Genomic DNA, 17,018 nt, shown 5'->3' on the forward strand with positions numbered 1-17,018 from the left:
GAACTCCGAGGCCCGGCCATGAAACCCGACGTCTATGCAGCGAACTGCCCCACCCGCCAGATCCTCGATCGCGTCGGCGACAAATGGGCGGTGCTGATCCTGTTGCTGCTGCGCGAGGATGCGATGCGCTTCAATCAGTTGCGCCGCACGATCGAAGGCATTTCGCAGAAGATGCTGAGCCAGGTGCTCAAATCGCTCGAACGCGACGGCTTGATCAAGCGCCACGCCATCGCGACCGTGCCTGTCACGGTGGAGTATTCGATCACGCAGCTCGGGCTGACGCTCGCCGGTGCGGTCGATCCCCTGCGCGATTGGGCCGAGCAGAATCTGAAAGACGTCCTCGCCGCCCAGCGCCGCTACGACGCGCAGCAGAAGGAGGAAGCGGCGTAAGGCGCTAAGCCTGCCCGGCCTTCGCGAGCTCGACCTCGACGCGCAGCTCGATCTCGGAGAGCACGGAATCGAGACCAGGATCGCCAGAGGACGATTTCAGGTTCGCCGCAGCATCCCGCAGCCGCATCACGGTCGAAGCGTCGAGATTGCCTGACAACAGGCCCATCTTGAGATCGTCGAGCACGTCGAGCGCGGTCCTGCCGCGGGCGACCGAGCGCTTGCGGCGCTCGACCGGATCCTCCTCGACACCCTGCAGGGCCAGCAGCCCGTCGATGTTGGCGGCGGCCTTCGGTGCGGCAGCGCTCCGCGTCTCCAGCGCCGATGCAGTGTCGGGCAGCACGAAGGTGCCGGAGCCGGTCCGCCTGGCCTGGCTGGCCGGCGTTCCAAGCGTGGTGCCGTTCGGTCCGTAGATGCGCATCGGAAGGAATCCGGGTGATCGATGCCGTCACCTTCGCTGTCTTATGGTTAACGGCGCGTAAACGGGTCGGCAAAATCTGCCGACAGGCGGCAGTTTCGCTCCTCAGGGCGAACGCCGGCTGACGCCGGTCGAAACAGATTTATTCAACCTATTCAGCCACCTATGCCCGCCGCCCCGGGTTGGCACAGCCCTCGCAAGGACAGCGTCGGACCAGCTCGACATGCGAGTGTCGGGGTTGGTCCGAGATTTGAGGGGCCTTTTCGGGAGGCTTGGGGAGCAGAGGATGCCAGGCGTTCGTTGGGTGAGGATTGTCGGGGTGGCCTGCGCGGCGCTGTCGGCGCTGGTGCTGTCGGTCGCGCCGGCGGCTGCGACCTCGCGCATCAAGGACCTCGCCAACATCGAAGGCGTGCGGCAGAACCAGCTCATCGGCTACGGCCTCGTCGTCGGCCTCAACGGCACCGGCGACACCCTCAACAACATCCCCTTCACCAAGCAGTCGCTGCAGGCGATGCTCGAGCGTATGGGCGTCAACATCCGCGGCGCCACCATCCGCACCGGCAACGTCGCCGCCGTGATGGTCACCGGCAATCTGCCCGCCTTCGCCACCCAGGGCACGCGCATGGACGTCACCGTCTCCGCGCTCGGCGATGCCAAGAACCTCCAGGGCGGCACGCTGCTCGTCACCCCTCTGCTCGGTGCCGACGGCAATGTCTATGCGGTCGCGCAAGGCTCGCTCGCGATCTCCGGCTTCCAGGCCGAGGGCGAGGCGGCGAAAATCGTGCGCGGCGTTCCGACCGTGGGCCGCATCGCCAACGGTGCCATCATCGAGCGCGAGATCGAGTTCGCGCTCAACCGCCTGCCGAACGTGCGCCTGGCGCTGCGCAATGCCGACTTCACCACGGCCAAGCGCATCGCGGCCGCCGTCAACGACTATCTCGGCGTCAAGACCGCCGAGCCGATCGACCCCTCCACGGTGCAGCTGTCGATCCCGCCGGAGTTCAAGGGCAACGTCGTCGCCTTCCTCACCGAGATCGAGCAGCTCCAGGTCGATCCCGATCTCGCCGCCAAGATCGTCATCGACGAGCGCAGCGGCATCATCGTGATGGGCCGCGACGTCCGGGTCGCCACCGTCGCGGTGGCGCAGGGCAACCTCACCGTCACCATTTCCGAGAGCCCGCAGGTGAGCCAGCCCAATCCGCTGTCGCGCGGCCGCACCGTGGTCGCGCCGCGCAGCAGCGTCACCGTCACCGAGGACGGCAAGAAACTGGCGCTCGTCAAGGACGGCGTCTCGCTCCAGCAGCTCGTCGACGGCCTCAACGGTCTCGGCATCGGCCCGCGCGACATGATCAGCATTCTCCAGGCGATCAAGGCCGCCGGCGCGATCGAAGCCGACATCGAGGTGATGTGATGCAGACCGGCACGATCAACACCCCGCGCCTCGCCACCTCCTCGGCCTTCTCGGTGGAGAGCCGCAACGGCCGGCCGGACTTCGAGCTGGCAAGCGCCCTGCAAAAGGTCTCGCCGAAGCAGCAGGCCAGGGCACAGAAGACCGCCACCGACTTCGAGGCGATGTTCCTCAACAGCATGTTCGCGCAGATGACCTCGGGCCTGAAGGGCGAAGGCCCGTTCGGCGACACGCCCGGCACCGGCGTGTGGCGCTCGATGCTGACCGAGCAATATTCCAAGAACTTCGCCAAGGCCGGCGGCGTCGGCGTCGCCACCGACGTCTACCGCACCCTCATCCTGCAGCAGGCGAAAACGATCCGCACGGCATAAGGTCAAACGAGATGAACCAGTTCAACGCCTCACGTCGGCCGATGCAAGCCCAGCGTCCGAACGTTGCGCCGGGCAATGCCGAGGCGCGCAAGCTCGCCGAGGACCTGATGGATGCGATGAGCGCCCTGCTCGGACTGATCGAGCGCGAGACCGAGCTCGTTCGCGCCGGCAAGGTCCGCGAGGCCATGATGCTCGAGAGCAAGAAGCAGGAGCTGTCGCGAAATTACGTCGGCGCCGTCGGCCAGTTGAAGGCGAACCAGCCGCAACTGGCGAAATCCGCGCCGGAGCTGCTCTCGACGCTGCATCGCCACCACGACGCGTTCCGCGCGATGCTTCAGGTCAATCTCACCGTGCTCGCGACCGCGCACGCGGTCTCCGAAAGCGTCGTGCGCGGCGTCAATGCCGAGATCCAGAAGCGCAACGTGCCGAACACCTATACGGCCGCGGGCCGTCGCGCAGCTCCAGGCCCACGCCACATCACGCCGCTCGCGGTCAGCCGCTCGCTCTGAGCGCACCCAGAAACTAGAGACGATTTTACGAAAAACCGCGCGACGATGTCGTCGCGCGGTTAGGCACGTTTCCTTACCGGGTCTTCAGTCCTGGTGTTCCATGCTTGCGCAATTAGAGGGGTTGGGATTTGACTCACATGAGGCAACCAGGAGGCTGCCATGAGTACAGATTTCAGCATCAGGCCGGTGGGGATCCCGGCCCCCGTGCAGATCGTAGCGACGTCCAACGTGGCGGCGAACGAGGCCGTGCAAACTGATCTTCCGGTGAGCCAGACGGTCGCCGCGGCGGATACGAGCGCGCCCGTGCGCAATGATCTGCCGAACCGCGAGAACGTCTCGCGCCAGGTCGTGTTCGACCAGGCCGCCGCGTCCTTCGTCTTCCAGGTCGTCAATGACAGGACCGACGCAGTGGTCAACCAGTTCCCCGACGAAGCGATGCTGCGCCGGCGGGCCTATTTCCATGCACTGGACATGAAGGCCGAGCCCTCGCGTCCGCTCAACACGGACGTCAGCGCCTGACGATCACGCGATCGATGACCATGCTCTGCGTCTGACCGGCACCGGTCAGCGCAAGAGTCTCATTTCCGAAAGACGACAGGTCCAAGATGCTCGTGATGTCCACCATCACGCGTGCCCGTCACGGCCGTCCGGACAGACCAGCGGCGATGTTGCGGTTGATCTCGATCAGCGGACGGAAGTGATCGAACTGCGGGCTCATCTGCAGCGCGGCGGTCTGGCTCAGCACGAACACGCTGATGTTGGCGATCTTCTGCCGCACGTCGATCGGCTGCGGATTGTTGTCGCGCATCGCCTCGCTCAGGAAGATGGTCCAGAGCTTGCGGTTGAACATCAGGGCCTGCATGGTCTGCTCGCTGAGCGGATCGGCGGCGTTCACGGCGTCCTGGAGCTTGTTGGCGGCCTTCAGCAGGGTCTGCGCCTCGATGTCGCGAGGAGATGCGGTGGTGGTTGCAACACGCGCATAAGCCGAGGCAGCGGAATTCGACATCAATCACACCCTGGAGGTTACCTAGCGCGTTGTAAGCGCTTAAGGATTTCTTTCCCAACCCTAGGCAGCACCGCTTAAGATTTGCTTACGTGTCTGCTTGGAAGCACTCCGGATAATTACGGGCCCGCGGAGCTCTTCGTCGGCACAACGCTAGATCCACGCACGCACGTTGTAAATTCGCTTCGCGTGATGCGTGCTGATCTCAGCTAATCTAGTCTTAGCGATCTCCCTCAACAGAACGGCGGAGCGTGAGCCCCGCCGCGAAATCTCGAATGATGCGCCTGGCTCTCGAAATTAGCGGAGCAGCTGCAGCACGCTCTGCTGCGACTGGTTCGCCAGCGACAGCGCGGAGACCGCGATCGACTGGCGGGTCGACAGCGCCTGGCTGTTGGCCGCTTCCTCGTTGGTGTCGGCGAGCGTCAGGTTGGACGAGCCGGTCTGCAGCACGTTGATCAGGTTCTTGGAGAAGTCCTGACGCACCTGCACGATCGAGAGGTTCGAACCGAGCGTGGAGCCTTCCGAACGCAGCGTGCTCGAGGCGGCATTCAGGCTGGCCAGCACCTTGTTGGTGGCGCCGTTGTCGATGAAGTCGACGCCGTTGACGAGATTGCTGAGACCGAGGCCGGCGGCGTTGAACACCACGCCGTTGATGCCGAGCGTCGAGCTGCCGGTCTCGTTGAAGACGAGCTTCAGCGTGTCGCCGTTGAGCAGGTTGACGCCGTTGAAGGAGGAGTCCTGCGACGTCGTGTCGATCTGGGCCAGGATGTTGTTGAACTGGTTGACCAGGTTCGATCGCGCCGTCTGCGCGACCGGATCCTGCACCGGCGGCTGCGCGGTGGTGAAGGCCAGCACACCGGTGATCGTGCCGCCGACCGCGCCGCCGGCGATCGACGAACCGAGCGTCGAGGAGGCGTATTCGTTGACGGTCGTCACCGTGAGCACGCCGTTGGCGTCGATCGTCGCGGTCAGGTGATTGGCCTGAAGCTGTGCGTTGAGCTGGTCCAGCGTCTTGACGGTGCCGTTGGTGCCGTCGCCGAAGGTGACGTTGACCGGGGTGCCGCCGTTGAAGGAGGTGAAGGTCAGCGTCTTGCCGCTGACGCCGCCGACGCCGGAGGTGCGCGCCGCGGTGAAGGCGGTCGCCGTTCCCGTGTTGCCGCTGAGACCGAACGCGCTGAGTGCGTTGCCCGTGCCGGTGATCGACAGGTCGGCATTGATGCCGGTGGAGAGCGCAAGCTGGCCGCTGCTGTTGACCGACGACGGGATCTGGCCCGCGGTGGTCGACAACGTCGCCGCGCCGTTGAAGATGCTCGCGGTCTTGACGCCGGTGGCAAGGTCGATCGAGTTGAGCAGGTCGGTCAGCGTCGCGCTCTGGATATAGACCGTCGAGTTGCCGTTGCCGTCGGTGACGACGTTGCCGCTGACGCCATAGCCGGTGGCCACGCTCGCCGCCGATTGCGGCGTCTGCGCGTTCTTGAACGTGATGGTGTGACCGTCGATGTTCAACGTCGAGCCGTCCTGAACGAGAGAGCCGAGCGAACCCGCGGTGGTCGAGCGGTTCGCGGTCACGCTCGCATTGCCGGCGCCGGTCGCCGCGGTCAGTCCGAGCTTATTGAGGAAGTCGGCCTTGCCCGTCACGCTCAGATCGGCGCCGGTCGAGCTCTTCAGCGTGACCTGGCCGCCGCCCGAGATCGACGATGCCACTTGAAGCGTACCGACGGGACCGGCCGAACCGCTGACCGCGATCGTCGCCGCGCTCGCGCTGATCGTGGCGGTCTTGACGCCGCTGGCGAGATCGATCGCGGTGAGGACGTCGTTGATGGTCGCGAGCGGCGCAGCCGCCGTTCCCTCGTAGACGATCGAATTGCCGTTGCCGTCGGTGGCGATGTGGCCGCTGGCGTCGAGGCCCCAGCCGGTCGGCTGCGTGCTCGGAGCGGCGCCGGTGCGGAATGTGATGGTCTTGCCGTTCACGGTCAGCGTGTCGCCGTCGGCGGGCGCGGCCCCGAACGTGGTGGACGTGGTGGTGCCAACCAATGTCGCGGTGCCGCTGAGCACGGTGGTGCCGTCGGCCGCGGTCGCGGCGAACCCGGTTACCGTGCCGGCACTCGAGCCGAGCGACGCGCCGAGCGCGGCAGTCCCGGTGACGGGGGTCGTGCCCCCGGCAGCGCCGGTATAGAGCACGTTGCTCTTAGCGGTTGCGCTCGCATAGGAGGTCGTGCCGCGAAGGTCGGCGGGCGTCGCGCCGGGAATCGTGGTGGAGACGTTCGACTTGGTGGAATAGCCGACCGTGGTCTGCAGCGCCTGGTTGGCGATCGATTTCGCGCTGTCGATCAGCTTCTGCAGCGAGGTGATGCCGGTGTTGGCGGCCTGGAGCACCTGCACACCGTTGTTGATGCCGTCGAGCAGGTTACTGATGTCGCTCGCCCGGTTGTCCAATCCCTGCGCCGTGAAGAAGTTGGTGGGATTGTCGAGCGCTGTATTGACCTTCTTGCCGGTCGACAGCCGCTCCTGCGTCGTGGCCAGCAAGTCGGCCGTCGACTGCAGCGACAACAGGTTCTGGCGAACGGACGCCGAGAGAACGATGTTGGACATTGGCGAGTCTTCCTCTTGAACCGGATACGAATCGGCCGCGCGGTCTGGAAAGCGGGCTTTTGTCCAGTTTTAGGAGGTGTCCTTTAAAGTATGGTTAACGCCGGTTTAAGCGACAGGGTTAATGGCGGATGAACGCCCCTGCCCGCCCAAGGCGCAAAAAAGAGCGGCGGGGCAAAAGGCCCCGCCGCTCGATTTTATTGAGTGAGTTCAGCTACTTATTATCGGAGCAGCTGGAGCACGCTCTGCTGCGAGGTGTTGGCCAGAGACAGCGCGGAGACCGCGATCGACTGGCGGGTCGACAGCGCCTGGCTGTTGGCCGCCTCGACGTTGGTGTCGGCCAGCGTCAGGTTGGACGAGCCGGTCTGCAGCACGTTGATCAGGTTCTTGTTGAAGTCCTGACGGATCTGCACCACCGAGAGGTTCGAACCGAGGCTGGAGGCTTCCGAGCGCAGCGTGCTCGAGGCGGCGTTCAGATTGGTCAGCACCCTGTTGGCGGCGGCGTTGTCGATGAAGTCGACGCCGATGGTGAGCGCGGCGAGGCCGAGACCCCTGGAGTTGTAGGTCACGCCGGTGATGTTCAGGCTCGACTTGCCGGTCTCGTCGAACACCAGCTTGAGCTGGTCGCCGTTCAACAGGTTGACACCGTTGAACGAGGAGTCCTGCGAGGTCGTGTCGATCTGGTTCAGGATGTTGTTGTACTGAGACACCAGGTTGGCACGGGCGGTCTGGGCAACGCCGTCCTGGACGGGATTGGAAGCCGTCGAGAACGTCAGCGCCGAAGTCAGCGTGCCGCCGATTGCACCGCCTGCCGCCGTCGAGCCCAGCGTCGAAGATGCGTAGTCGTTGGACGCGGTAATTGTCAGCAGGCCGTTAGCGTCGATCGTTGCCGACAGGTTGTTGGCCTGGAGCTTGGTGTTGAGCTGATCGAGCGTCTTGACCGTGCCGTTGGTGCCGTCGCCGAAGGTGACGTTGACCGCCGTGCCGCCGTTGAAGGAGGAGAAGGTCAAGGTCTTGCCGGCAATGCCGCCGATGCCGGAGGTGCGGGCCGCAGTGAAGGCGGTCGCGTTGCCGGTGTTGCCGGCGAGGCCAAACACGTTCAGCGCGTTGCCGGTGCCGGTGATCGACAGATCGGCATTGATGCCGGTCGAGATCTTGAGTTGACCGGACGTGTTGATCGTCGAGTTCGACTGGCCGGTGGCGGTCGCCAGCGTCGCGGTGCCGTTGGCGTTGACCGTTGCGGTCTGCACGCCGGTGGCAAGGTCGATCGCCTTCAGCACGTCGTTGACCGTGCCGCCCTGCAGATAGACCGTCGAGTTGCCGTTGCCGTCGGTGAGAACGTTGCCGCTGGAACCATACCCGCTCGGAACGCTCGGAGCACCGGTCGAACCCGGGATCGGCGCGTTCTTGAAGGTGATGACGTGACCGTCGACGTTCAGCGTCGAACCGTCGGTGATCGTCGCACCGAGCGAGGCCGCGCTTGTGGTGCGGTTGACGTTCACGGTGGCATTGCCCGCACCGGTGGACGTGGTCAGGCCGAGAGACTTGAGCAGGTCGGCCTTGCCGGTGACGCTCAGATCCGCACCCGTCGAGCTCTTCAGCGTGACGGCGCCCGCACCAACGCTCGAAGCGGTCTGGTTGACGCTGGTGGCGATCGTCGCAGCACCCGCGGTGATGGATGCCGTCTTGACGCCGCTGGCCAGATCGATTGCGGTCAACAGATCGCTGACGGTCGCAGCCGGGGTGCCCGCGGTGCCGAGATAGACCGTGGTGTTGCCGTTGCCGTCGGTGACGAGATTGCTGCTGACGCCCGAACCAGCCGGAACCGCGCTCGACGCCGGAGCCGAGCCCGAGCGGAAGGTGATGGTCTTGCCGTTCACGGTCAGCGTGTCGCCGTCGGCCGGCTGGGCGTTGCCGGCCAGGCCGGTTGCGGTCGTGCCGTTGGTGGCGATCAGGGTGATGGCGCCGGTCAGGGCGGCGGTGCCGTCGCCGGCAGTTCCCGCAGTACCCGTGAACGAGCCGATGGTGGCGCCGAGCGTCGTGGTGCCGTTCGCCGCCGTAGTACCGCCGGCCGTGCCGTTATACAGCACGTTGCTGCTCGCGGTCGCACTGGCAAACGAAGTCGTGCCGCGCAGGTCGGCTGCGGTCGCACCGGCGATCGTGGTCGAGACGTTGGACTTGGTGGAGTAACCGACCGTGGTCTGCAGCGCCTGGTTGGCGATCGACTTGGCGCTGTCGATCAGCTTCTGCAGCGAGGTCAGGCCGGTGTTGGCAGCCTGCAGCACCTGCACGCCGTTGGCGATGCTGTCGAGCAGGTTGTTGATGTCGCTGGCGCGGTTGTCGAGCGACTGGGCCGTGAAGAAGTTGGTGGGGTTGTCGAGAGCCGAGTTGACGCTCTTGCCGGTCGACAGACGGTTCTGTGTGGTGGCGAGAAGATCGGCGGTGGACTGGAGAGAGAGCAGGTTCTGACGAACCGATGCGGAGAGAACAATACCTGACATGACTCATACCCTTCTGGCTTACGCGTCTTCGTTCGATCGCTTCGGATCGAGTGACGGGGCCAGCGTGCCGCGACATGGCTAACAAAGGGTGAAACGAACATCGCCTGCATAAGCGCCGGTTCACCATAAGCGCGGGCAAGGCGCCGATGGGATCGGCAATCGGCCTGAAATCATTGGTATTTCTTCGCGCTTACGCTCCATTAACCATAACCGCTGGTTACTTTTTAGAGCGTCGCCTGCCCTCTCGAAAATCTCGAGCAGTAAGCAAAAAAGAAAGCGGCGGAGCCGAAGCCCCGCCGCCGGATCTTGCTTTACGATGTCGTCTGCTTGTTAGCGGAGCAGCTGCAGCACGCTCTGCTGCGACTGGTTGGCCAGCGACAGCGCGGAGACCGCGATCGACTGCCGGGTCGACAGCGCCTGGCTGTTGGCCGCTTCGACGTTGGTGTCGGCCAGCGTCAGGTTGGACGAGCCGGTCTGCAGCACGTTGATCAGGTTCTTGTTGAAGTCCTGACGAACCTGCACGATCGTCAAGTTCGAACCGAGGCTCGAAGCTTCCGAACGCAGCGTGCTCGAGGCCGAGTTCAGGTTGGTCAGCACCTTGTTGGTCGCGGCGTTGTCGATGAAGTCGACACCGCCGGTCAACGCAGCGAGGCCCAGACCCTTGGAGTTGTAGGTCACGCCGGTGATGCTGAGGTTCGACTTGCCGGTCTCGTCGAACACCAGCTTGAGCTGGTCACCGTTCAAGAGGTTGACGCCGTTGAACGAGGAGTCCTGCGCCGTCGAGTCGATCTGGTTCAGGATGTTGTTGTACTGAGACACCAGATTGGCACGCGAGGTCTGGGCAACCGTGTCCTGGACGGGGCTGGAAGCCGTCGAGAACGTCAGCGCCGTCGTCAGCGTGCCGCCGATCGCACCACCCGCCGCCGTCGATCCGATGGTCGAGGACGCGTAGTCGTTGGTGGTCGAGACCGTCAGCAGGCCGTTAGCGTCGATCGTCGCCGTCAGGTTGTTGGCCTGGAGCTTGGTGTTGAGCTGATCGAGCGTCTTGACCGTGCCGTTGGTGCCGTCGCCGAAGGTGACGTTGACCGCCGTGCCGCCGTTGAAGGAGGAGAAGGTCAAGGTCTTGCCGGTGAGGCCGCCGACGCCGGAGGTGCGCGCCGCGGTGAAGGCGGTCGAGGTCCCGGTGTTGCCGGCGAAGCCGAGCGCATTCAGCGCGTTGCCGGTGCCGGTGATCGACAGATCGGCGTTGACGCCGGTCGAGAGCTTGAGCTGACCCGAGGCGTTGATCGACGAGTTGGTCTGGCCGGTGGCCGTCGCCAGCGTCGCGGTGCCGTTGGCGTTGACCGTCGCGGTCTGCACGCCGGTGGCAAGGTCGATCGCCTTCAGCACGTCGTTGATCGTGCCGCCCTGCAGATAGACCGTCGAGTTGCCGGCACCGTCGGTGAGCACGTTACCGCTGGAGCCATACCCGCTCGGAACGCTCGGAGCACCGGTCGAACCCGGGATCGGCGCGTTCTTGAAGGTGATGACGTGACCGTCGACGTTCAGCGTCGAGCCGTCCGCGATCGTCGCACCGAGCGAGGCTGAGCTCGTGGTCCGGTTGACGCTCACGGTGGCGTTGCCGCCGCCGACCGACGTGGTCAGACCGAGAGACTTGAGCAGGTCGGCCTTGCCGGTGACGCTCAGATCCGCACCCGTCGAGCTCTTCAGCGTGACCGCGCCGCCACCAACGCTCGAAGCGGTCTGGTTGACGCTGGTTGAGATCGTCGCAGCACCCGCGGTGATGGATGCCGTCTTCACGCCGCTGGCCAGATCGACCGCGGTCAAGAGATCGCTGACGGTCGCAGCCGGGGTACCCGCCGTGCCGAGATAGACCGTGGTGTTGCCGTTGCCGTCGGTGACGAGATTGCTGCTGACGCCCGAACCGGTCGGAACCGCGCTCGACGCCGGAGCCGAGCCCGAGCGGAAGGTGATGGTCTTGCCGTTCACGGTCAGCGTGTCGCCGTCGGCCGGCTGGGCGTTGCCGGCGAGGCCGGTTGCGGTCGTGCCGTTGGTGGCGATCAGGGTGATGGCGCCGGTCAGGGCGGCGGTGCCGTCGCCGGCCGTTCCCGCGGTGCCCGTGAACGAGCCGATGGTGGCGCCGAGCGTCGTGGTGCCGCTCGCCGCCGTGGTGCCGCCGGCAGCGCCGCTAAACACAACGTTGCTGCTCGCAGTCGCGCTGGCGAACGAAGTCGTGCCACGCAGGTCGGCCGCGGTCGCACCGGCGATGGTGGCGGAGACGTTGGACTTGGTGGAATAGCCGACCGTGGTCTGCAGGGCCTGGTTGGCGATCGACTTGGCGCTGTCGATCAGCTTCTGCAGCGAGGTGATGCCGGTGTTGGCGGCCTGCAGCACCTGCACGCCGTTGGCGATGCCGTCGAGCAGGTTGTTGATGTCGCTGGCGCGGTTGTCGAGCGACTGTGCCGTGAAGAAGTTGGTGGGATTGTCGAGAGCCGAGTTGACGCTCTTGCCGGTCGACAGACGGTTCTGCGTGGTGGCGAGGAGGTCAGCTGTGGACTGGAGGGAGAGCAGGTTCTGGCGAACCGATGCGGAGAGGACGATACCGGACATGACTCTGTTACCTTTCTGGTAAACGACGCATACTGTTACACGTCCGCTTGGATCGAGATTGACCCAGCGACGGCGGACCGTGGCGCCGAGACCTCTAACGAAACATGAAATGAAACCCGTGCTTTTGCTGGGGCGCGCGTGATTCGGCCGGGGAAGCTGCGCGCGCCGCCGCGCCGCCACACGACTATGGCATTGGAAAAACTGAGTTTTTCCGCTCAAACGCCGGGGATTTAGAGCTCGTTAACTAATTCCGAGCGAGAATCACGCCCTGATAGGCCGCAACGAACGCTCGGTTACGAAAGCGTTGATGGAGAACAGGCATGGCCCTCAAGGTCGAACTCAGACCGCACGAACGTATCATCGTCGGTAACTGCGTGATTACCAACACGGACCAGCGTGCCCGCCTCCTGATCGACGGCGACAACGTGCCGATCCTGCGCGAGCGCGACATCCTCACGCCGGAGACCGCCGATACGCCGGCCAAGCTCGTCTATCTGGCGGTCCAGCTCATGTACATCTCGCCGGATCCGCAGACCCAGCACGGCACCTATTTCAACCTGGTGCGCGACATCGTCACCGCGGTGCCGAGCGCCTGGCCGATCATCGAGGCCATCAACAACAACATCCTGAACGGCGACCTGTACCGGGCGCTGAAGGATGCCCGCAAGCTGATCGCCTATGAAGAGAAGCTGCGGACTCAATTCGAGGCCACCCATCCCAAGGTGGAAGCGGACAAGGACGACGTGAGCTCCGCCGCCTGATCCCGCACCTTCCCGCAAACGACAACGGCCCCGGATCGCCTCCGGGGCCGTTGTCGTTTCAGGCATGTACCACTGCTATTGCGCCGCGAGCGGGGGCGCCTCGACCTCGATCACGCCATCGCCGCACCGCCGTCCGCCGAAATCCAGCACCGCCGCGACGAGCGCATCGATGTCCGCCTCCTCGGTGCGGTGATTGACGATCGCGGCACGGATCGCAAACTTGCCGTTCAGCGTCGTGCTCGACGGCGCCGCAACTCCGGACTCCTGGATGTCGGCGACGATCTCGCGATTGACCGCATCATCGGCGCGGTAGCGGAAGCAGACGATGTTGAGGTTGACCGGCGCCAGCAATTCCAACCGCGGCTCGGCCAGCACGCGCGCTTCGAGATATTTCGCCAGCGCGCAGCTTCGCGCGATCGTCGCACCCAGCCGGTCGATGCCGAACGTCTTCAGCGTGAACCAGGTCTTCAGCGCGCGGAAGCCGCGCGACAGATCGGGTCCGAGATCGCAGGGCCAGACGGCCCCCGCCGCAAGCCCCCTCGCCTCGCGGCGCAGATAGGCCGCCGGCTGCGCAAAGGCCTGCCGATGCTGCTCGCCGTCACGCACCAGCAGGAAGCCGGCATCGTAAGGCACCTGTCCCCATTTGTGGAAATCGAGCGCAATGGAATCGGCGAGCTCGATGCCGGCGAGCTGTGGCGCGAGCTCGGGCGAGAAGATCGCGAGCGCACCGAAAGCACCGTCGACGTGAAACCAGATCCCCCCCTCGCGGCACAGCTCCGCGACGGCCTTGAGGTCGTCGATCGCGCCGATGTCGACCGTGCCGGCAGAGGCGACGACCAGGAACGGCTTTAAGCCGACCTCGCGATCGACGGCGATCTGCGCGCGCAGCGCCGCGACGTCGATGCGATGATCGGCATCGACGCCGATCTTGCGCAGCGCATCGGTGCCGAGCCCGGCAATGTCCATCGCCCTGGAGACGCAGCCATGCGCGGCCTCCGACGTATAGGCCGTCAGCAGCGCGCCGTCATTGCCGATGCCGTACTGCCGCGCCAGTGTGCCGAGCGCAGCGGTGCGCGCCACCAGCACCGCCATCAGATTGGCCATCGACGTACCGGTGACGAAGATGCCGCTCGCGCTGTCCGGAAAGGCGAACAGGCGGCGCATCCAGTCGACGATCTGGCGCTCGACCTCGATCGGCATGTGATCCCGCCCGCCGAGATTGGCGTTGAGGCCGGCTGCAAGCATCTCGGCCAGCATGCCGACCGCGGTGCCGCCGCCATGCACCCAGCCCATGAAGCCGGGATGGACGTTGCCGGTCGCATAGGGCGCGACGTGCTCGGCGAATTCGCGATAGACCTCGGCAAGGTCACTCGCCTCGCGTGGCACGTCGGCTTTGAATGCCGCACGGACGCCATCGGGGATCGGCTGCCAGACTGGGCGCGAGCGAACGTTGGCGATGCGGTCGATCGTCTCGTCCAGCATGCGATGGGCAAGCGCGCGAAACGCGCTCCAGTCCTGCGGGTCGAGCGAGGCATGCGCAGTGGCGCTTTGCGCGTTGCGAATAAGCTCGTTCATGTTGCACGCCCCTCGCCTGCTCCTGCATGCCGCGACAGCATCGCCGAGAACGCCGCGAAGATCTTGCGCATCTGCGGCGGCTTGTAAGGAAACACGTCCGGCGAATCCATGTTGTGCACGACGGCGGTGTTGTCGGCTTCGAAGACCAGCAGCTCGCCGTCCTGGTTCTCGGCGCAATCGACGATGAAATAATCGAGGCCGACGCGCCTGCTCATCTCGTCGAGCGCGCTGCTATGGCGCGCTGCGAAGGCGTTGTCGAACTCACGCATGAAGACGGCTTCCTCGGCCCGCTTCTCCTCGCTGAACGCCATGTAGGCGTTGAGATACCAGATATCCCAGCGGTCGGCGATCGCCATGTGGCAGGCGTAAGGCTTGCCGTCGACCATCGCGAGACGATATTTGCGGTAGAGCCCGTCCGCGTTCACATAGTCGACGAAGCGCGCGACGAAGAAATCCTGTTCGTCGCGCCCGGAAAGATAAGCTGCGAGCGCCGCCGCATCGTCGATCTTCGCGAGCCCGACGCCGGCATGCGAGCCGCGCGGCCGCGCGATCATCGGAAAGCGCAGTTCAACCGCAATGTCCCGGCAAGCGATCTGCCCTCGCGAAAGATCCAGCAGTTGCGCGCGCGTCGCGTGGATGGTCGCGGGAATGTCGAGACCCGGCACGCCGGCCAGCAGCCGATGCAGCTTGTCGCGATCAAGGTTGCCGATGCGATCGGGACGATTTAGCAGCGGCCGCGGCCAGTGCGGCGCGGCCTTCTCGATCAAGGCGAGCGCCTCGCGGCATTCCTCGGAATCGGAGGCGACCACGATGGCAACGTCGTGCTCGGGCAAATTCTCGGGCAGACCGACGCCCTTGACCACGTAGAGCGTCAACAGCTCGATGTCGGAGCCTTCGAGCAGGAAATCGATCGGCGTGTTGCCGCCCATATCGATGTCGGCTGCAAGCGCGAGCAGGCGCAGGCGCGGTTTCGGAGCAACGCTCGGCGTGCGAAACAATTGATGGAAGGCGAGCACCTCGGACTGGATCGCGAGCCCCTGGCCCTTGTCGCCGAGAAGTTGGGAGATCAACGACAGATCCAGCGCTTCGCCCGCGAGCGCACTCCCCGCCGCGATCCGCGCCACCAGCTGGTCGCGCAACGGATGCAGGTCGACGCCTTCGAAGGCCTGGCGTGTCAGCTGCGCAAAACCGATGCGATCGGCATAGTTCGCCGCGGTCATGCCGATCGGCGCGGAAAGCGGATGCTGCATCTCACACCTCGAACGCAGAGTTTACGGGCACGGCCGCGGCTGCGCCACGGTCAAGCAGCAGCTCGATCTTTACCAGGACATGGGCGATGCGATCGAGCACGTGCTGTACATTGCGCCCCGCCTCCGCCGCGTCCGGCGACCAGACCTCGGTCACGAGCCGGGCGCCGACGCAAAGGCGCAGCACGGCCTGCGATGCCCAGTCCTGCCGCTCCAAACGGACCGGCTGGCCGATCAGGCAGCGCTGCGCGGCGACCTGCCGATCCGCGGCGCTGCCGCTGATGTCCTCGCTCATGTCGCGCGCCAGCGCCCGATGAATGGCGCTGGTCTCGGCGATCGAGACCGGCTTGCCGCCGCGCAGCAGCATGAACGGAAAGATCGTGGTTTGCGCAAATTCCTCGTCATCCACGCTCACTGTCCCGGTCGCGGCCGGAACGGAGCGAAGCGACGGCGACAACGCGATCATGTTGTCGATGCCGGCGGCAAGCTCGGCCAGCACCCTGGCGCGGAAAGCCCCTGGCACGGCGTAGTAGCTGCCGATCTCGGCGAGCGCCGCCTCCCAGCGCAGCCATTGACCGAAGTTCGGCCGGCGTTCGAAGCGCGAACGCAGCGCCGTCCAGGCCATCGGCCAATCGCAACGGCCGGCATAGTCGAAGATACCGGGCGCTATTCCCTCGATCCGGTCGAGCGATCGCGAAAGGCCCTTCGGCACCAGCAGCGCGCCGCTGAAGGCAGGCCCGCCGAAGAATTTCGAGCCTGACATCAACACCATATAGCCGCGGTCGAGATAGGAACGCAGCCGGCGGCGGCCGAGCCGGGCCTGACAGGCATCGACGACGATCTGGACCTTGCGCGGCCAGCGCCGCGCGATCTCGTCGAGGCAGGCCGCGCTCGGCGCGCGCCAGCCGAGCTTCGAGCAATCCATGATCTGGAGCAGCACGGGCGCGCCTTGCGCGATCGTGGTCTCGATCGCATGCAGCACCGCGGCATCGGCGTCGGCACGCATGGCAATGCCGGGCGTGGTCCCGAGCAGAGGCAATGCAACACTGGCGCCGGCGAGCCCCGCCACCGCGCCGTCCTTGCGGACCGCAAGGCCGCTCGCCGTCATGGAGCTGAAATGGTGCCCGCGTGCGATATGGATCGTGCCGCTTCCGGTCTGGTCGGCTCCGACCACGATCGTCACCGGCCGTGCGCCAAGCGCCGCGCGCGCCAGGAACAGAGCGTGGAGCTGGGAGTCCGTGCCGGAGGGCGAGAACACGACATCGATGCGCGGCGGCAGCTGGAGATGGCCGCGCAGCTCGTCCCGCATGACTTCGCAGCGCGCATCGAAGGCGATTTCGACCTCGTCGAACAGGCATTTGTGCATCAGCTCTTCGCGCGCCAGGGCGGCACGGTCATAGGCCGCTTGCGAGATCGTTGACGCGGTCGAGGAGGCGAAATTCCAGATCTCCGGCTCCGGCGAAGCCGCGCAGCCATAGCCGTTGACGCCATCCCTGGCGTCGAGCGCCAGCCGCGGATCGCCGCCGGAGACGAGCAGCGTGTCCAGCGGTGTGAAGAGATCGCGCAGGCGATAGCGCGAACCGTCGGATGCGCGGTCCGGTTCTGACAGCCGGGATGCGCCGGCCCTCATCCCGGCAGG

The 17,018-nt window shown here is 65.3% G+C and carries 14 protein-coding genes; 6 read left to right on the forward strand and 8 right to left on the reverse strand.

Features of this window, described 5'->3' with window-relative positions; translation table 11 throughout:
• Positions 1–18 precede the first annotated feature (18 nt).
• Positions 19–390 carry a helix-turn-helix domain-containing protein gene (locus IVA79_RS10065; protein WP_247552400.1) on the forward strand — a complete coding sequence of 124 codons (372 nt, stop codon included), beginning with the start codon at positions 19–21 and terminating at the stop codon, positions 388–390.
• 4 nt (positions 391–394) lie between these two features.
• Here IVA79_RS10065 and IVA79_RS10070 read toward each other — a convergent pair whose 3' ends face one another.
• Positions 395–808 (reverse strand): flagellar assembly protein FliX, encoded by a 414-nt coding sequence (locus IVA79_RS10070; protein ID WP_247552402.1) that lies wholly within the window; start codon positions 806–808, stop codon positions 395–397.
• Positions 809–1,091: 283 nt separating this feature from the next.
• On the opposite strand from IVA79_RS10070, the gene IVA79_RS10075 reads away from it, so the two are divergent.
• From IVA79_RS10075 to IVA79_RS10090, 4 genes are all read left to right on the forward strand, one after another.
• Positions 1,092–2,216, forward strand: coding sequence for a flagellar basal body P-ring protein FlgI (locus IVA79_RS10075; protein ID WP_247552404.1), 1,125 nt, complete (start codon positions 1,092–1,094; stop codon positions 2,214–2,216).
• Entirely contained in the window at positions 2,216–2,584 is a 369-nt protein-coding gene (gene flgJ / locus IVA79_RS10080; RefSeq protein WP_247552406.1) for a flagellar assembly peptidoglycan hydrolase FlgJ, read from the forward strand. Before IVA79_RS10075 ends, flgJ begins: the two co-directional genes overlap by 1 nt.
• An 11-nt stretch (positions 2,585–2,595) precedes the next feature.
• Entirely contained in the window at positions 2,596–3,093 is a 498-nt protein-coding gene (locus tag IVA79_RS10085; protein WP_247552408.1) for a hypothetical protein, read from the forward strand.
• Between the two features lie 159 nt (positions 3,094–3,252).
• Positions 3,253–3,612 carry a hypothetical protein gene (locus IVA79_RS10090; RefSeq protein ID WP_247552410.1) on the forward strand — a complete coding sequence of 120 codons (360 nt, stop codon included), beginning with the start codon at positions 3,253–3,255 and terminating at the stop codon, positions 3,610–3,612.
• A 118-nt stretch (positions 3,613–3,730) separates the two neighbouring features.
• Here IVA79_RS10090 and flaF read toward each other — a convergent pair whose 3' ends face one another.
• The 4 genes from flaF to IVA79_RS10110 all read right to left on the reverse strand — a co-directional run bounded on the left by flaF (position 3,731) and on the right by IVA79_RS10110 (position 11,796).
• Positions 3,731–4,099 carry a flagellar biosynthesis regulator FlaF gene (gene flaF, locus IVA79_RS10095; protein WP_247326691.1) on the reverse strand — a complete coding sequence of 123 codons (369 nt, stop codon included), beginning with the start codon at positions 4,097–4,099 and terminating at the stop codon, positions 3,731–3,733.
• Between the two features lie 294 nt (positions 4,100–4,393).
• Positions 4,394–6,688: a DUF1522 domain-containing protein gene (locus IVA79_RS10100; protein ID WP_247552412.1), complete on the reverse strand. Its 2,295-nt coding sequence runs from the start codon at positions 6,686–6,688 to the stop codon at positions 4,394–4,396.
• A 218-nt stretch (positions 6,689–6,906) separates the two neighbouring features.
• Complete coding sequence (locus IVA79_RS10105; RefSeq protein ID WP_247552414.1) at positions 6,907–9,186, reverse strand: DUF1522 domain-containing protein; 2,280 nt, start codon at positions 9,184–9,186, stop codon at positions 6,907–6,909.
• 330 nt (positions 9,187–9,516) lie between these two features.
• On the reverse strand, positions 9,517–11,796 hold the full coding sequence (locus IVA79_RS10110; RefSeq protein WP_247552416.1) for a DUF1522 domain-containing protein: 2,280 nt from the start codon (positions 11,794–11,796) through the stop codon (positions 9,517–9,519).
• A 320-nt stretch (positions 11,797–12,116) separates the two neighbouring features.
• On the opposite strand from IVA79_RS10110, the gene flbT reads away from it, so the two are divergent.
• Entirely contained in the window at positions 12,117–12,557 is a 441-nt protein-coding gene (gene flbT / locus IVA79_RS10115) for a flagellar biosynthesis repressor FlbT (RefSeq protein WP_247552419.1), read from the forward strand.
• Positions 12,558–12,632: 75 nt separating this feature from the next.
• Here flbT and IVA79_RS10120 read toward each other — a convergent pair whose 3' ends face one another.
• From IVA79_RS10120 to IVA79_RS10130, 3 genes are read right to left on the reverse strand one after another with little or no spacing between them, the layout of a single operon-like run.
• Positions 12,633–14,132 (reverse strand): aspartate aminotransferase family protein, encoded by a 1,500-nt coding sequence (locus IVA79_RS10120; RefSeq protein WP_247552421.1) that lies wholly within the window; start codon positions 14,130–14,132, stop codon positions 12,633–12,635.
• Positions 14,129–15,382, reverse strand: a complete 1,254-nt coding sequence (locus IVA79_RS10125; protein WP_247552423.1) for a hypothetical protein — start codon at positions 15,380–15,382, stop codon at positions 14,129–14,131. Before IVA79_RS10125 ends, IVA79_RS10120 begins: the two co-directional genes overlap by 4 nt.
• A gap of 1 nt (position 15,383) precedes the next feature.
• Complete coding sequence (locus IVA79_RS10130) at positions 15,384–17,009, reverse strand: hypothetical protein (protein ID WP_247552425.1); 1,626 nt, start codon at positions 17,007–17,009, stop codon at positions 15,384–15,386.
• Positions 17,010–17,018: the final 9 nt, after the last annotated feature.

Source organism: Bradyrhizobium sp. 138 (assembly GCF_023074075.1).
In the GTDB taxonomy this organism is placed as follows: domain Bacteria; phylum Pseudomonadota; class Alphaproteobacteria; order Rhizobiales; family Xanthobacteraceae; genus Bradyrhizobium.

Coding starts and splice junctions, on each gene's coding strand:
- IVA79_RS10110 (WP_247552416.1), bottom strand. CDS start 11,796: ATGTCCGGTATCGTCCTCTCCGCATCGGTTCGCCAGAACCTGCTCTCC.
- IVA79_RS10070 (WP_247552402.1), bottom strand. CDS start 808: ATGCGCATCTACGGACCGAACGGCACCACGCTTGGAACGCCGGCCAGC.
- flbT (WP_247552419.1), top strand. CDS start 12,117: ATGGCCCTCAAGGTCGAACTCAGACCGCACGAACGTATCATCGTCGGT.
- IVA79_RS10085 (WP_247552408.1), top strand. CDS start 2,596: ATGAACCAGTTCAACGCCTCACGTCGGCCGATGCAAGCCCAGCGTCCG.
- IVA79_RS10120 (WP_247552421.1), bottom strand. CDS start 14,132: ATGAACGAGCTTATTCGCAACGCGCAAAGCGCCACTGCGCATGCCTCG.
- IVA79_RS10090 (WP_247552410.1), top strand. CDS start 3,253: ATGAGTACAGATTTCAGCATCAGGCCGGTGGGGATCCCGGCCCCCGTG.
- IVA79_RS10105 (WP_247552414.1), bottom strand. CDS start 9,186: ATGTCAGGTATTGTTCTCTCCGCATCGGTTCGTCAGAACCTGCTCTCT.
- IVA79_RS10075 (WP_247552404.1), top strand. CDS start 1,092: ATGCCAGGCGTTCGTTGGGTGAGGATTGTCGGGGTGGCCTGCGCGGCG.
- flaF (WP_247326691.1), bottom strand. CDS start 4,099: ATGTCGAATTCCGCTGCCTCGGCTTATGCGCGTGTTGCAACCACCACC.
- IVA79_RS10130 (WP_247552425.1), bottom strand. CDS start 17,009: ATGAGGGCCGGCGCATCCCGGCTGTCAGAACCGGACCGCGCATCCGAC.
- IVA79_RS10100 (WP_247552412.1), bottom strand. CDS start 6,688: ATGTCCAACATCGTTCTCTCGGCGTCCGTTCGCCAGAACCTGTTGTCG.
- flgJ (WP_247552406.1), top strand. CDS start 2,216: ATGCAGACCGGCACGATCAACACCCCGCGCCTCGCCACCTCCTCGGCC.
- IVA79_RS10125 (WP_247552423.1), bottom strand. CDS start 15,382: ATGCAGCATCCGCTTTCCGCGCCGATCGGCATGACCGCGGCGAACTAT.
- IVA79_RS10065 (WP_247552400.1), top strand. CDS start 19: ATGAAACCCGACGTCTATGCAGCGAACTGCCCCACCCGCCAGATCCTC.